Below are 13,329 nucleotides of genomic sequence, written 5' to 3'. Positions count from 1 at the left end.
CCTCCCTTCCTGCGACCTACCCTCCTCTTCCTCCCCACGAACCAATTCAAGCGTCGGCCTTTTGAAGTATCTCGCTGATTTCCTGAAATTTTCCGTCACCGTCCTCGTGCATGCTTTATAGCACCGAGCCATAAGATGGCTCGATTCCAGTCGACACTCGGACAAACGGGAAAAGGCCGTCGGGATTGTGCGGCAATCAAATGCGCCCGCTGGGTTCGCTGGTTTGTTGGCTGTTCGTCGGTCAGCCTATTGATTTTCCCCGAACCCCGCTCAAACCCACGAGGCGTAGTGCCGCTCAAGCGAGCGGAGGATCAGCCGAGCACGGCTCGGCCCGAAGCGAAGGTTTGCGGCACTTGCCAAGAGGGAACGCGGGATGTTGCGGGTCAAGCGCAGCTTTTTGCCTTCTTTTTTTCTGCGCCAGCAAAAAAAGAAGGTCGCCCTGAAGGGCGAAACCTTCAATAAAGGAGCTTTTGCAGTGTTTTATTGTGCGTCAGCACAACAACGAAATTGAGAAGCCTTTCAGTCTTTGGGTTGCACTGACGCGCAGTCGGACAGCGACACATTGCACCGAGCCATAAGATGGCTCGATTCCGGTCGACACTCGGACAAACGGGAAAAGTCAGTCGGGATTGTGCGGCAATCAAATGCGTCCGCAGGGCCTGATGACTCGCGGGATGTTGCGGGCAAAGCGGAATTTTTAATAAATGTGCTTTTACGGTGTACGGCCGCGCGTCAGCGCGATAAATGGGCCTGCGCATACTGCCCCGGCGTCATGCCCATGATGCGCTTGAACGCGCGCGAGAGGTGGCTCTGGTCCGCAAAGCCGCATTCCGCGGCCACCTGCGCGGCAGGTTCTCCGTCGGCCAGCATCTTCTTGGCGCGTCGCACCCGGCGCGAAACCTGATATTCGTGCGGGGGCAGCCCCACCCGTGCCGTGAACATGCGGCTGAGGTGGAACGGGCTCAACCCGGCCTGCCGGGCCAGCTCGTCGAGCGATATGGGCTGGGCAAAGTTGGCGTTGAGAAAGGCGCGCGCCCGGGTCACGGCTTCGGGCTCGTCGCTCATGGGCGCGGGCGGGATGTCCGCGTGTTCGTCCAGCAGCCGGGAGAGGATGTCCAGATACAGGGTCTGCGATTCCAGCGGGTCGCCGTGGCGCAGGGTGATTTCCGCCAGCCGGGCGATCATGCCGTAGAGCTTGGGGTCGTTGATGACCATGTCCCGTATTCTGGGCAGGGGGTGGTCGGGCAGATCCATGGAGCGCAGGGCACGGGCCAGCGCGTCCGGCTCCACGCTGAACATGACGTAGGAGCATGGCCCTTCCATGCCGCAGGCGTGCACCTCCTGCGGGTTGATGGCCATGACCTGTCCGGTGCGCACGGTGGTGTGCTCGTCGCCGGAAAGAAAATCCCGGCTGCCAGCCAGCACCGCGCCGAAGCAGAGCGAATCGTGCGCATGGCGCGAAACGCCGCGGCTCACGCTTTCCGCGTGCACCAGCCCCACGCCGGGCAGGGCCGGGACACGCATGTAATTGAGTCCGTCCTTGTATTTTTGCTGCATTGGCCCCCTATACCAGAGGCGGCACGAACTTGGCGAGAATCTTCAGGCCGTTTTTCCCGGCCCGGACTTCGTGTGCCGCGCCCACGGGCATGACCGCACTCACGCCCGGAGCATAGTCCAGAACCTCGCCCGCCAGCACGCACTGGCCCGAGCCCTCGGCCACTTCGTGCAGCTCGCACTGGGTTTCGTGGGTATGCATGCCGATGACGCAGCCCGGATCAATACGCACCAGATGCGCGGAAAAGGCGTTGTTCGTGTCCGCGCCGCACAGCGTGGCCTTGAGGGAAACGCCCGTGAAGGCGGGATGCGGATTCCACGGGCCGGGATGGTTGTCGTCCAGATGCGTGAAAATGGAAGCGCTCATGAAGGTATCCTCCGTTTTTTTGCGGAGTCTGCCCCATGAGCGCGAAAAGGGATTGGACGATCCTGCTCTTTTTCAGTCGGCCATGCCGTGTTCCTCGATGTCTTCCATGAAGGCTTCCACCGCGTCCGGGTCCAGCGCTCCGGATTCGGCCATGGACCCGAGTATGGACAGGGCCTCTTCCGCCGGGCGGCCGCGCTGGTAGGGGCGGTCCGTGGTCATGGCGTCAAAGCAGTCGGCCACGGCAAGGATGCGCGCCCCCATGGGAATCTGGTCGGCTTCCAGCCCGCGCGGATAGCCCCGGCCGTCCAGCCGCTCATGGTGGGCGTACACGTAGTCCAGCACCGGGCCGAGGTAGTCCAGCCCGGAAAGAATGTCGTGGCCCCATTGCGGATGGCTGCGGATTTCCAGCATCATGGCCTCGCTCATGGCCGTGTCCTCGCCGCAGAACATGCGGTCGCTGAATCCGATCTTGCCGATGTCGTGCAGGATTCCGGCCACGCGGACATCCTCCACGTCCTGAGAGGACAGGCCCATGCGCCGGGCAAGGCGTTCGCTGTATATGCCCACGCGTTCGCCGTGGCCTTCGGTATACTCGTCGCGGCGGCCCAGAGCCACGGCGATGGATGTCACTGTCTTGAGCGAGTTTTCCTTGATGCGCTCCAGAAGCTGTTCGAGGTGGAATTCCCTGGCCTCGATCTTGACCATCATCATGCCCACGGCCTCGGCCAGCTCCTGCACGTTGGCCGGGTATTCCGGGCCGGTCAGTTCCATGATCTCGTCGGAATAGTTGCCTGCGGCAATCTGCTGAATGATGCGCATGAGCCGTTTGTCCGCGGTCTTTCTGTCCATGGCTCGTTTCCTACCGGAGTCTGTCCGCGTTTTCCCGCGCAAAGTCCGCAAAGGCCCGCGGCGGCTGCCCGGTCAGGTACTTGACCGCGCCCGTGGCGTTCCAGGCCATGTCGCGCCGGATGATGCGCGCCCGGCTGACCAGCATTTCCACCACCCAGTCGCTTGCGCCCGCTTTGCTCAGTGCCTGCGAATAGGCGGCCTCGGGCTGTTCTTCCCAGCGCACCGGCTTGCCTGCGGCGTTGCCCAGCAGATCGGCCAGTTCCGTGCCGGAAAGAGGTTCCGGACCGGTCAGCGCGTAGGTCTTGCCCGCGTGCTCGTCCATTGCCTCCAGCACGGCGTGCACACACAGGCCAAGGTCGCGCGCGTCCATGAAGCTGACCTGCGCCTTGCCGTGGGGCAGGGAGAGCAGGGACTGCTCGCGAATGGCCGTTTCGTGGTCATTGACGATTTCCTGCATGAAGACGTTGGGCCGCAGCACGGTAAAGGGAATGCCGGATTCCTCGGCGATGAGGTCCACGAATCCGTATTCCCGGCCCAGCCGCCAGTGGGCGTCAAAGGACGCGCCCGCGCAGGAGACGCTGACAATATGCTGGATGCCGGTTTCCGCAGCAGCCTTGACCGCGGCGTTGCCGATCTTTTTCATGTCCTGCGTCAAAGGCACGGCCACGATCATGGTTTCGCAGCCCTGCATGGCGTCGGCCATGGCCTGCTGGTCCAGCGTGTCCACTTCCTTGACGGTTGCGCCCGGCACGGTTTGCCCGGTCCCGGCAGGCACGGCGGCAACCACGTCATGTCCCCGGCCGGACAATTCCTCCACAATGGCCGCTCCTGCCAGAGTCGCGGCATCCGTTACGAATATCTTCATGAAACACCCCTGAGTGATCGTTTACCGGACACTCTAGTGCTTCTGGGCCGCGAACTCAACGGGTTGTTGCATTTTTCATCGCATGCCTGCCAAAGGCGGCCTTTTGCCTTTACAGCCGGGCAAGGCTTGGCTATCAGCCGAAAAAAACAGTGCAACCCGAACAAGGATCGTGTTCATGGACATGCTCGCCAGCGCCGCCGGATTCGTGGCCGACTTCATCGCGGCCATGGGCTGGGGCGAAAAGGTCTCCACCCTGACAGGACTCATCTACATCGTGCTCAGCGTACGGCAGAATCCGCTTTGCTGGCCCTTCGGCATCGTCAGCGTGGCCGTGTGGATGGTCATCGTGTTCGCGGGCAGGCTGTACATGGACGCCTTTTTGCAACTGGTCTACGTGGTGCTGGGTTTTTACGGCTGGTACCAATGGCTGCGCGGCGGCGCAGACAGCACGCCCCTGCCCGTGCGGCGGGTTTCGGCGCGCCTGTGGGCATGGCTGTGCGGATTGGGGCTTGCGGCCACGGTACCGCTGGGTTTGGTGTCCCAGCATGTGCTGCACGCGTCCTTTCCGTGGTGGGACACCGTGACCACGGTGCTCAGCCTCATGGCTCAATACCTGCTGGCCAAAAAGTATCTGGAAAACTGGGTGCTGTGGGTCATTGCGGACGCCATGTACGTGGGCATCTACATTGCCAAGGGCTGGCCCGGCTATTCCGTGCTCATGGGCATTTACACGGTCATGGCCGTGGCCGGGTTCGTGAGCTGGCGGCGCAGCATGGAGCGCGGCGAGGCCGTGGCATGATCGAGCGCAGGGCCGATGCCCCGGTGCGCATCGTGCTGACCGGGTCGGAATGCACGGGCAAATCCACGCTGGCCAAGGCCTTGGCCGAGCACTACGGCGTGGGCTTTGCCCGGGAATATCTGCGTGAGTATTTCGAAAAGGCGGGCGGCAGGCTCTGCATAGACGACACCGTGCCCATTGCCGAGGGCCAACTGCAGCGCGAAACCCTGCTTGAACAACGCGGCAGCAATCCCCTGATCTGCGATACGGATGCGCTCAGCTCCGTGATCTATGCCAACCACTATTTCGGATCGTGTCCTCAGCGCATCGAAGCCATTCTTGCGTCGCGGCCCCGCACGCATTACCTGCTCTGCCACATCGACGTTCCATGGCGGGCGGATGGCCAGCGCGACCGCCCGGAACAGCGCGAACACATGCACGGCCTGTTTGCGTCCGAACTGGATCGGCGCGGGTTCGCGCACACTCGTGTGCGCGGCTCGCTTGCGCAGCGGATGGCCACGGCCATGGGCATCGTGGACCGGTTGCTTTCGGCCTGATTCTCTCCCGCTTTTACTGCAGCAGCAGCGAGCTGACCACGGGAACGAGTGCGCCGGTATTGGCCGTGAATTCTTCTATGGCGTCCACAATGGTCTGCGAGAAGATCGGCCCGGCTGTCTCGTTGGCCAGCGTGTTGGGGTGGGAGTCGCTGCCCGTATGGCTTTTTTCAAAATCATATTTGAGGCAGTTGACCTCGCCCTGCGCCGGGTTGGGGTCGCTTTCGGCCACGATGCCGTAGAAATCGTAGATGAAGATGTTGGGATGGGGCTGGCCGTCTTCGGTCAGAAAGTCGTTGTTGACCCAGTCCGCGAACTCGGCGGCGCGGGCCGCGTTGTCTGCGCTGGTGGCCAGCCGGTGCCGGGGCGCAAGCGTCCAGAACATGAACATGGTGTCCGGGTAGGTGTCCATGAGCGCCCGCAGGGCGCGGTACTGGAGCTTGTAGTTGCCGATGGTCTTGGTTTCCGAGGTCACGTCCGGGGTTCCGGAATCCGCCCGGATGTCGGCGCCCGGATAGCAGTGCTTGAGGATGATCATGTCGTAATCGGCGGCCAGGGAGTCAAGGCAATCGATGCCGGGTTGGGACGGGTCGCAATGGCCGTCCACCCACAGGTACCAATAGTCGTAGGGATAGTTCTTCCATGCATAGGGGCTGTTGGGGTAACCCCGTTCCGTGATGTTGTACTGGGTTCCGTGGGCCGTGTTGTAGGCGTCGAACCATTCGGGGACATCGCCTTGGTTGTAGACGCCCTCGCCCGTGGAATGGTGCAGGAAGATGATGTCCACGGGTTGGGCGGCATGGACCGGCAACGGGGCAAGCCCGGTCAGCAAAAGCAGGCAGACGGAAGCGAAAACGGCGGTGCGCATGGCGATCTCCTCGGATTGTGGTTGATTGTCCCATAAACAACCGGAAGATTATCGTCAACGCTGTGCGGTTTTTTGCGCAATCAATCGAAAATGTGTTGCAACTCCTTGCCGTGCAGCCCTGCTCCGAGCGCCAGCATGAGCTTGATGCGCGCTTTCGGGCCTCCCAGCCGTCCGCAGAGCAGCACGCCCTTGTCCGCAAGGTCGGCACCGCCGCCCGGATAGCCGTAGATGGGCCAGACCCCGCCCTCGATGCAGCGGGTGGCCAGCACAACCGGAATCCCCGCCTCCATGCAGCGCTCGATGCCCGGAACCATGTTCGGCGGCACGTTGCCCGCGCCGAATCCTTCCACCACCACGCCGCGCGCGCCCTGTTCGCGCACATGGTCCAGCAGCCCGGAGTCCATGCCCGTGTAGCCGGCTAGCAGCACCACGGACGGTTCGATGCGGTCGGTATCGATCTTCAGGCCCGGCTTTGCGGATTGCGGGCATCCGGCCAGCACCACGGATTCTCCGGCCACATAGCCGATGACCCCGGCCTCGCGTGATTCGAAGGCGTCCACGTTCAGGGAATTGACCTTGACGGCTTCGCGGGCCGGAAAGATGCGGTCGGTCATGAGTACGCAGGATCCGGTTCCGGCGGGCAGGGGCAGCAGCACGGCGCGCACCGCGTTGATGAGGTTGCGCAGGCCGTCGTAGCCGGATTCGGAATAGTAGCGCATGGAGCCGGTAAAGAGCACGGGCTTGGGCGATTGCACCACGAGGTCGGCCATGTAGGCGGATTCGGCCAGCACGTCGGTTCCGTGCAGCACCACGGCCCCGAGCACCTTGTCCTCGTCCAGCGCGGTCTGAATGTCCCGGCTCAGCCGGAACATGTCCTCGGGCGTCATGTGCGGGCTGGGCTTGTCCGACCATTGCACGGGCCGCAGCCGGATGCCCTCGGGCTGCGGGGCCAACTGGTTGAGCAGGTTGTCGAAATTGCCGCCCGGGGCGACGCCGTGCGTGCCCTCCGCCGGGCTCATGCCGATGGTGCCGCCCGTGAAAAAGACGACCACTTCGCCGCACTTGTTCATGGTGTTCATGCGAGATTACCTCCACTGCTGGTGGGGCAGATGTGGCAAAGACCCACTCAAAAGGCAAGAAAAAGGACGGGAAAATATCTAGTCGAAGGCTTTGAGCAGGGCCTTGCGCAGGTCCTGGCTGTGTTCCGGGGCCAGCTTGCGTCCGTCCGCACCCAGCACGTGGAACACGTCCGCGGCCTGCCCGCCCATGGTGGTGATGCGCGCCAGAGCCACGCCAAGGTCGAAATCGCCCAGCACCCGGGCCAGGTCGTGCAGCAGGCCCTTGCGGTCCGGCCCGGCCGCCTCGACCACGGTATGATAATGGCTGGCCTCGTTGTTCACGTTGACCACCGGGGCCAGTTTTGGCGCCGAAATCCGTTTGCCGAGCAGGGAATTGCGCTTGTCCTCGAGGCGTGAGGCAAGGTTCAGCCTGCCGGTCAGGGCGTACATGATGCTGCGGCCCACCCGCGCCCAGAGTTCGTCGCCGGTCACGCCGTTGCCCGGACCCGGTTCGGCCACGGTGAACACGTCCATGGCCGTGTTGTCCGACCACGTGAAGATGTCCGCGGACAGGATGTCCAGATTGTGCAGGGCCAGCGTCCCGGCAAAGGTGGCGAACAGGCCGGGCCTGTCCTGCGCCGCTATGGTCACCTCGAAACAGCCCGGCACGCCGGAAGGCGTCACGTCCACCACGTTCACGCCCTTGCCCGCCATGTGGCCGGGCTTGCGGATTCTGTCCTGTTCAAGATCACGTTCCAGCCGTTGTCGAATATGCATGTGCCGCACCAGAGTCTCGGGCGAGAGCGCGAAAAACGCGCGCGGGGGCATGCTTTCCAGCATGGATTCGGCCCGGGATACGGGCATGGATTCCGAAGCCAGCTCCGAGGCCTTTTGCCAGATGGTGACCATGTGCTCGGATTGCAGGGGGTGGCCCAGGTAGCCGCTCTGCAGGTACTCACGGGCCTTGGTGTACAGCTCCGCAAACAGGGATGCGGTCCAGTTGTTCCATGCGCGCGGCCCGGTGGCCATGCTGTCGGCCACGCTCAGCAGGTACAGGGCGTCAAGGCGTTGTTCGCTGTCCGCCAGTGAAGCCACCCGTGCCACCACGGCCTCGTCGCTGAGGTCCCGGCGCGTGGCCGTGGCCGGAATGAGCAGATGGTGCCTAACCAGAAAGGCCACCTCGTCGATTTCGTCCTGAGGCCGCCCGTACCGGGCCAGCACCGTGCGTACGATGGCCTCGCCCGCTTTGCCGTGGTCGGGCTGCTCCTTGCCCAGATCGTGGAACAGGGCCGCCAGCACCAGCCGTTCGGCATGGCACAGGCCGCGTGCCGGTTCATGGAAGTCATTGTCCTGTTGGCGCAGGAACGCGGCCACGGCCGCCACGGTTTCCAGCGTGTGCCGTCCCACGGGGTGTACGTGGTAGTCGTTGAACTGCACCAGATGACGCACCGCGCCAAACTCCGGCACAAGCACGGCCAGCAGGCCGGTTTGCGCCAGGCCTTTACTTGCTGCTGGGCCGTGCCCGGCCAGAAATATGTTCAAAAGGGTGCTGAGGGTTTGCGGTTCTTCGGCCAGTTTTTGTCCCCATTGACCGGCCTTTTCGGTCACCAGCCTGCGCGCGCTCCATTGCGGGGCCTGCCCGGTTTCCGCCCAGACCCGGAAAAGGTTCAACGCCTGTTCCGGGGTGACGTTTTCGGCCTCGGCAAAGCGCAGCCCTTCGGGACCGGCCAGCAAATTGTCCGCGCCGGGGATCGGCGTGTCGCGGGCCGACCGGCTTGCAGAAGCACGTCCCAGCACTTCCCGGAACAGGGCTTCGCGCATGGCCAGAATGCGGTTCATGGCCCGGTGCAGGCGGGAAAGGAAGAATTCAACGGCCCTGCCCGCACCCTGCGGCGTGGCGTCGCCGGGCAGGTAGCCCAGCAGGCGGGCCACGCCGGGTTGCAGGTCAAAGGCCAGCGTGTCCAGCTTGCGGCCCGCGGAGAGGTGCAGGGCCGAGCGCACCCGCAGCAGGAAGCGGTTGTCCTCGCGCAGGGCGGCCAGCTCATGGGGCAGGAACGGCCCGGGGATATTCGCGTCGCCCAGTTGTGAAAGCCACATGATCTGGTTCACGTCGCGCAGACCGCCCAGCCCGTTCTTGAGTTGCGGTTCCAGCCGTCCGCCCGCGTCCCCGAACCGGGCTTCGCGCCGCTTGTTTTCCTCATGCAGCCAGTCCGTGAACCCGGAACTGCGTTTGCGGACCATGGAAAGGAATTTGTCCTGCAGGCGTTTGAACACCGAGGCATCCCCGGCAAGGGGGCGCGCGTCCAACAGGGAGGCCAGCACGGCCGGGTCCTTGCGCGAGAGGCTCACGCAATCCGCCACGGTGCGCACGCCGTGGCCAACGTCCAGCCGCAGATCCCAGAGCGGGTAGACCACGGCCCGAACGAAATCCCCGGCTGATTCCGGGATGGTTTTTTCGAAGACCAGCACAAGGTCGATGTCCGAGCCGGGACAGAGTTCCCTGCGCCCGTAGCCGCCCACGGCCAGCAACACGTGCGGATGGGGCGAAAAAAGGCCGGAAAATTCGGCGTCGTCCTGCAACTCCCTGATTCGCTGGGTGAAATAGGTGTCCGTGGCGTGGGCCAGGGCGTCCACAAGGGCATGTGAACAGGAGTCGCCCGAGGTCAGGGCGTCGCGCTGTTTCCTGTATGTGTGCGCCGATTGCGGCAATTCCAGTGGGTGCGCTCGTTGTTCCATGCCGTTTCCGTTTGTACGTCCGCCGTGCGGGGAGATTTGACGGGCCGCGACGCGAGGATGCCGCGACCCGTCAAAGAGTGGGGGGTGTTTCGGATGGACGGCCAGCACTGTGCGGGCCGTGAAGGAATGCCCATCCTATTGACCGGACTCCCCGGTCAAATAGCTTCGTCTCCGGTCTCGCCGGTGCGGATGCGCACCACCTCGTCCATGGGAGAAACGAAAATCTTGCCGTCGCCCACGTTGCCGGTAAAGGCCGCGTCGCGCACGGCATTCACCAGTTCGGGAACGCGTTCGTCCTGAACCACAAGTTCGATCTTGACCTTGGGCACGAAATCCACCTGATACTCGGCGCCGCGATACACTTCCTTGTGCCCGCCCTGACGGCCGAAGCCCTTGACCTCGGTCACGGTCATGCCCTTGATGCCAAGCTCGGTCAGTGCGGCCTTGACGTCGTCCAGCTTGAACGTGCGGGTGATCACTTCTATTTTCTTCATTGGTGTGACTCCTTGAATACTAAATCTGATAGCCTGTTTCGCTGTGTTGCGAAACGTCCAGGCCCCGGACCTCGTCTTCGTCGGTGGCTCGCATGCCCACCATGGCGTTCACGACCTTGAAGATGATCACGGTCATGACGAAGCAGAAGACCCAGGTGGCGACCACGGAAACGAACTGGACCCACAGCTGGAGGGCATTGCCCGCGAGCAGTCCTTCCGCGCCGATGCTGGCGAAGATGCCCGTGGCCAGTGCGCCCCAGGTGCCGCCCACGCCGTGGATGCCCACCACGTCCAGCGCGTCGTCGTAGCCGAAGCGGTTCTTGAGCATGATGCCGCCGTAGCAGATCACGCCCGCGCCCAGCCCGATGATGATGGCGGGCATGGGGGTCACGAAGCCCGCTGCCGGAGTGATGGCCACAAGCCCGGCGACCGCGCCCGAAGCCGCGCCCAGAGTGGTGGCCTTGCCGCCGTGCACCCATTCCGCGGCGATCCAGCTTAACAGGCCTGCGGCCGTGGCCATGTGCGTGGTCACGAAGGCGTTGGCGGCCAGCCCGTCCGCAGCCAGTGCGGACCCGGCGTTGAATCCGAACCAGCCGAACCAGAGGATGCCGGCTCCGAGGATGGTCATGGGCAGGTTGTGGGGAATGAAAGCCTCACGGCCATGCCCCTTGCGTTTGCCCAGCAGCATGGCGCAGGCCAGCGCGGCCGCGGCCGAGCTCATGTGCACCACGGCGCCGCCCGCAAAGTCCAGCGCGCCCATTTCACCCATCCAGCCGCCGCCCCAGACCCAATGGCACATGGGAGCGTACACGAGGATGATCCACAGGGCGGAAAAAATCATGAACCCGGAAAACTTGATGCGTTCGGCAAAGGCCCCGGAAATGAGCGCGGGCGTGATGACCGCGAACATGCACTGGAAGATCATGAAGGTCAGGTGGGGCAGGTTTCCGGCCGGGGAATTTTCCACGCCCGGTCCCACGTTGTTCAGGAAAGCGAAGTCCAGCCCGCCGATCAGCCCGCCGATGTCCGTGCCAAAGGACAGGGAATAGCCGACAACGGCCCAGACGATGGAAGCGAGCCCCAGCAGGGCGAAACTGTGCATGACAGTGGAGAGCACGTTTTTGTTGCGTACCAACCCGCCGTAAAAGAGCGCCAGCCCCGGGGTCATGAACATGACCAGGGCCGAGCAGATCAGAATAAAGGCATTATCTGTTGCGTTCATTGAAAACCTCCGGCAACACTGTTTGCAAAGCCGATGCCAAAATAATTGTGGCGATATTCCTGACTTTCTTCTTTTTTGTAGGAAATTGCTTTTACATTTTTGCCATTTTTTTGTTAAAAAATACAAAAATGTAATTAATAGCCGAGAAGGTGGTCGGTGCATCACCCCGGAGCGGCCGCCGGGGTCGAGCTTGCCCATCGGGGCCAAATGATTCATGAACAACAGGTCGAAACCGCAATCTTCGGAGCACCATGCGCATCGCCTTCTGCACGCCGTTCAAACCGCTGGACAATGCCCGCCCTTCCGGGGACGTGGTCATTGCGCAGGATCTGGTTCTTTCCCTGCGGGAGCTGGGCCACGACGTGTGCGTGCTGGAACATTTCCCGGCCAAGTGGATATACTGGAAGCCGTGGCGCTGGCGTCCGGCCCTGAAGGCGCTTTCCCGCATGACCGAACAGGCGCGTAGCGCGGACTGCGTTTTGACCTATAATTCCTATTACAAGGTTCCGGACGTGTTCGGCCCGGCCATCTGCAACACATTGGCACTGCCCTATTTTCTGTTTTCCGCGTCATATGCACCCAAAAGGGGCAAACGCATGAAGACAATGGCCGGTTATTGGCTCAACAGGCGGGCCATGCTCAGTGCCGGGCATGTGTTCTGCAACAAGGAGCCGTATTACCGCACTGCCGGATGGCTCCTGCCGCCCGAACGTTTCAGCCGTGTTCGGCCCGGTTTCCGCACCAACGGCTTTGTGCGCCATGCCGAGGCCAGAAAGCAGCTGCGCAGCGAGTGGAACGCGGACGAACGGTTCGTGCTCTGCACTGCGGCCATGATGCGGCCCGGGGTCAAGGCGGATGGCGTACGCTGGGTGCTCCGTGCGGCTGCCGCACTGGCCGAGCACGGCGTGGACGCGCTCACGGTGGTGGCGGGCGGCGGTTCGGAAATGCCGCAGTTGCGGGACGAGGCCCGTGCCATGGGCGTGGACGTCCTGTTCACCGGGCAGATTTCGCGCGGGCGGCTGGCGGAAATCTACAGCGCCGCGGACCTGTTTGCCTTTCCCGGCATCGAGGAGAGCATCGGCATGGTCTATCTGGAAGCGCAGGCCTGCGGTCTGCCGGTGGTGGCCACGGACCATGAGGGCGCGCCGCAGGTGGTGGAGCTCGGCGGGTCCGGCATCATCTGCGCGGCGGAGCAGGACGCGTTTTGCCATGCCGTGAAAGAACTGGCCCTTGACCCGCAAAGGCGCGCGGCCATGGCGCGCAGGGCCCCGCTTTACGTGCGGGAAAACCACGCCCTGCCCGGAGCGTACCGCGAAATGGCAGGAACCATGGAACGGATCGTGGCGCAGGCCGCGGAACGCACGGCCAAAGGAGAGCTTTGATGACAGATACATTTCTGACGCTGATTCGCCATGCGCGCACCGAGTGGAACATCCTCCGCCGCATTCAGGGGCAGACCGACATTCCCCTGGCTCCCCAGGGAGGGGTCATGGCCCGTCAATGGGGCAATGCGCTGGTGGACAAGGGGTATGACCGCATCCTGTGCAGCGACCTTTCCCGCGCCTACCGCACGGCCGAAATCATCAACGAGATTCTGGGCCTGCCCCTTGAAGTGGACCCGCGTTTGCGCGAGCAGAACTGGGGCGACTGGACAGGACTGGCCGTGGACGACCTGCGCGCCATGCGTGAGCAGGTGGCCGAACAGGAGGCACTGGGCTTCGGTTTTTGTCCTCCGGGCGGCGAATCGCGTGCCGAGGTGCTGGAACGCAGCCGGGCGGCTCTGCAGGCCTCTGCCACACGCAACCCCGGGCAATACACGCTGGTGGTCACCCACAACGGTGTGTTGCGCGCGCTGGCCTACGACTTGATGGGCATGCAATACACTCCGGACGAAAAATCGCCCATCAGCAAGGATTACCGTCGGCATGAGCTGCTGTGCCGGGAAGCGACACTCAACGCCTTCAAGCTGGACATGGAATTCTGA

General features: G+C 63.2%; 13 protein-coding genes. 4 read left to right on the top strand and 9 right to left on the bottom strand.

The features are described from left to right. Positions 1-732: 732 nt before the first annotated feature. The 4 genes from F8A88_RS14625 to F8A88_RS14610 all read right to left on the bottom strand — a co-directional run bounded on the left by F8A88_RS14625 (position 733) and on the right by F8A88_RS14610 (position 3,635). On the bottom strand, positions 733-1,557 hold the full coding sequence (locus tag F8A88_RS14625; protein ID WP_151151921.1) for a helix-turn-helix domain-containing protein: 825 nt from the start codon (positions 1,555-1,557) through the stop codon (positions 733-735). Positions 1,558-1,564: 7 nt separating this feature from the next. Continuing rightward, positions 1,565-1,921, bottom strand: coding sequence for a cupin domain-containing protein (locus F8A88_RS14620; RefSeq protein WP_151151920.1), 357 nt, complete (start codon positions 1,919-1,921; stop codon positions 1,565-1,567). 72 nt (positions 1,922-1,993) lie between these two features. Then, on the bottom strand, positions 1,994-2,770 hold the full coding sequence (locus tag F8A88_RS14615; protein ID WP_151151919.1) for an HD-GYP domain-containing protein: 777 nt from the start codon (positions 2,768-2,770) through the stop codon (positions 1,994-1,996). A 10-nt stretch (positions 2,771-2,780) separates the two neighbouring features. Next, a complete protein-coding gene (locus F8A88_RS14610) occupies positions 2,781-3,635 on the bottom strand; it encodes an NmrA family NAD(P)-binding protein (protein WP_151151918.1) in 855 nt (284 codons plus the stop codon). A gap of 175 nt (positions 3,636-3,810) precedes the next feature. Between F8A88_RS14610 and pnuC the strand changes: the two genes are divergently transcribed. Together pnuC and F8A88_RS14600 are read left to right on the top strand one after the other, a co-directional pair. Next, positions 3,811-4,434 carry a nicotinamide riboside transporter PnuC gene (gene pnuC / locus F8A88_RS14605; protein WP_151151917.1) on the top strand — a complete coding sequence of 208 codons (624 nt, stop codon included), beginning with the start codon at positions 3,811-3,813 and terminating at the stop codon, positions 4,432-4,434. Further along, the gene (locus F8A88_RS14600; RefSeq protein WP_151151916.1) at positions 4,431-4,970 is read left to right on the top strand and encodes an AAA family ATPase; all 540 of its coding nucleotides are present in this window, start codon (positions 4,431-4,433) and stop codon (positions 4,968-4,970) included. The genes pnuC and F8A88_RS14600 overlap by 4 nt, the downstream gene beginning before the upstream one ends. A 13-nt stretch (positions 4,971-4,983) precedes the next feature. Here F8A88_RS14600 and F8A88_RS14595 read toward each other — a convergent pair whose 3' ends face one another. From F8A88_RS14595 to F8A88_RS14575, 5 genes are all read right to left on the bottom strand, one after another. Continuing rightward, positions 4,984-5,835 (bottom strand): hypothetical protein, encoded by an 852-nt coding sequence (locus tag F8A88_RS14595; RefSeq protein WP_151151915.1) that lies wholly within the window; start codon positions 5,833-5,835, stop codon positions 4,984-4,986. 80 nt (positions 5,836-5,915) lie between these two features. Beyond that, complete coding sequence (locus F8A88_RS14590) at positions 5,916-6,914, bottom strand: asparaginase (protein ID WP_151151914.1); 999 nt, start codon at positions 6,912-6,914, stop codon at positions 5,916-5,918. 78 nt (positions 6,915-6,992) lie between these two features. Then, a complete protein-coding gene (glnD, locus tag F8A88_RS14585; RefSeq protein ID WP_151151913.1) occupies positions 6,993-9,629 on the bottom strand; it encodes a [protein-PII] uridylyltransferase in 2,637 nt (878 codons plus the stop codon). A 155-nt stretch (positions 9,630-9,784) separates the two neighbouring features. Next, positions 9,785-10,123, bottom strand: coding sequence for a P-II family nitrogen regulator (locus tag F8A88_RS14580; RefSeq protein ID WP_151151912.1), 339 nt, complete (start codon positions 10,121-10,123; stop codon positions 9,785-9,787). A 19-nt stretch (positions 10,124-10,142) separates the two neighbouring features. Beyond that, positions 10,143-11,345, bottom strand: a complete 1,203-nt coding sequence (locus F8A88_RS14575) for an ammonium transporter (RefSeq protein WP_151151911.1) — start codon at positions 11,343-11,345, stop codon at positions 10,143-10,145. Positions 11,346-11,596: 251 nt separating this feature from the next. On the opposite strand from F8A88_RS14575, the gene F8A88_RS14570 reads away from it, so the two are divergent. Further along, positions 11,597-12,727 carry a glycosyltransferase family 4 protein gene (locus tag F8A88_RS14570; protein ID WP_151151910.1) on the top strand — a complete coding sequence of 377 codons (1,131 nt, stop codon included), beginning with the start codon at positions 11,597-11,599 and terminating at the stop codon, positions 12,725-12,727. Next, the gene (locus F8A88_RS14565) at positions 12,727-13,329 is read left to right on the top strand and encodes a histidine phosphatase family protein (RefSeq protein ID WP_151151909.1); all 603 of its coding nucleotides are present in this window, start codon (positions 12,727-12,729) and stop codon (positions 13,327-13,329) included. Before F8A88_RS14570 ends, F8A88_RS14565 begins: the two co-directional genes overlap by 1 nt.

Origin of the sequence: Pseudodesulfovibrio senegalensis, from assembly GCF_008830225.1 — a bacterium.
GTDB classification, from domain to species: Bacteria; Desulfobacterota; Desulfovibrionia; order Desulfovibrionales; family Desulfovibrionaceae; genus Pseudodesulfovibrio; species Pseudodesulfovibrio senegalensis.
Note: the sequence above shows the minus strand (reverse complement) of the source record. Positions and strands in the feature narration are given on the sequence as shown.

Coding starts and splice junctions, on each gene's coding strand:
- F8A88_RS14620 (WP_151151920.1), bottom strand. CDS start 1,921: ATGAGCGCTTCCATTTTCACGCATCTGGACGACAACCATCCCGGCCCG.
- F8A88_RS14610 (WP_151151918.1), bottom strand. CDS start 3,635: ATGAAGATATTCGTAACGGATGCCGCGACTCTGGCAGGAGCGGCCATT.
- F8A88_RS14580 (WP_151151912.1), bottom strand. CDS start 10,123: ATGAAGAAAATAGAAGTGATCACCCGCACGTTCAAGCTGGACGACGTC.
- F8A88_RS14595 (WP_151151915.1), bottom strand. CDS start 5,835: ATGCGCACCGCCGTTTTCGCTTCCGTCTGCCTGCTTTTGCTGACCGGG.
- F8A88_RS14600 (WP_151151916.1), top strand. CDS start 4,431: ATGATCGAGCGCAGGGCCGATGCCCCGGTGCGCATCGTGCTGACCGGG.
- pnuC (WP_151151917.1), top strand. CDS start 3,811: ATGGACATGCTCGCCAGCGCCGCCGGATTCGTGGCCGACTTCATCGCG.
- glnD (WP_151151913.1), bottom strand. CDS start 9,629: ATGGAACAACGAGCGCACCCACTGGAATTGCCGCAATCGGCGCACACA.
- F8A88_RS14575 (WP_151151911.1), bottom strand. CDS start 11,345: ATGAACGCAACAGATAATGCCTTTATTCTGATCTGCTCGGCCCTGGTC.
- F8A88_RS14615 (WP_151151919.1), bottom strand. CDS start 2,770: ATGGACAGAAAGACCGCGGACAAACGGCTCATGCGCATCATTCAGCAG.
- F8A88_RS14565 (WP_151151909.1), top strand. CDS start 12,727: ATGACAGATACATTTCTGACGCTGATTCGCCATGCGCGCACCGAGTGG.
- F8A88_RS14590 (WP_151151914.1), bottom strand. CDS start 6,914: ATGAACACCATGAACAAGTGCGGCGAAGTGGTCGTCTTTTTCACGGGC.
- F8A88_RS14625 (WP_151151921.1), bottom strand. CDS start 1,557: ATGCAGCAAAAATACAAGGACGGACTCAATTACATGCGTGTCCCGGCC.
- F8A88_RS14570 (WP_151151910.1), top strand. CDS start 11,597: ATGCGCATCGCCTTCTGCACGCCGTTCAAACCGCTGGACAATGCCCGC.